This is a genomic window from Agrobacterium sp. MCAB5 (assembly GCF_052114365.1).
GTDB classification, from domain to species: domain Bacteria; phylum Pseudomonadota; class Alphaproteobacteria; order Rhizobiales; family Rhizobiaceae; genus Agrobacterium; species Agrobacterium tumefaciens.
The window spans coordinates 1-651 of sequence record NZ_JBFREP010000124.1 but is presented as its reverse complement, the minus strand read 5'-3'; the positions used below and the strand labels follow the sequence as shown (position 1 = coordinate 651).

Sequence of the window (651 nt, the reverse complement as noted above, 5' to 3'; positions counted from 1 at the left end):
GCACATCATAGTGCATGATTACCGCCTTCCGAGAACCTTGCTTGGTCTGCTTTGCGGTGCGGCTTTTGGTGTATCTGGTGCACTGATCCAGGCGGCAACGCGCAACCCTCTGGCTGACCCGGGTTTACTGGGCGTCAATGCCGGTACCGCCTTCTTCGTGACACTCGCGGTCGGTATGCTCGGCCTCTATTCCATAGACTCCTATCTCTGGTTTGCATTTCTGGGGGCTATCACGGTCACGCTCGCGGTTTATGCGCTTGGCGCGGTCGGCTCGGATGGCGCGACGCCGGTAAGAATGGTTCTTGCCGGCGTCGCACTGTCGGCCGTTCTCGGCGGTATCGGTTCCGCTATCACACTGCTCGATCCGCAAGCCTTCGATTCCATGCGTTTCTGGTCGATAGGCTCGATTGCGGGAAGGGATATGGAAATTGTCACGACAGTTGCCCCGTTTATCGGCGCTGGGCTTTTGATTGCATTGACTGCCGCCCGGCCACTGAACGCCGTGGCGCTCGGCGACGATCTGGCGCGTTCGCTCGGCGCCAATATTCTTAGTGCCAGGACAATGACGGTTATCGCCGTGACGCTGCTTGCCGGTGCGGGCACGGCTGCTTGTGGTCCTGTCGGTTTCGTCGGTCTGATGGTGCCGCATGT

The 651-nt window shown here is 59.6% G+C and carries 1 protein-coding gene; it reads left to right on the top strand.

Translation table 11 applies throughout. The annotated features are described in order from the left end of the window. On the top strand, positions 1 to 651 hold a 651-nt coding region (locus AB4Z23_RS27735; RefSeq protein WP_441361210.1), incomplete at both ends, for a FecCD family ABC transporter permease.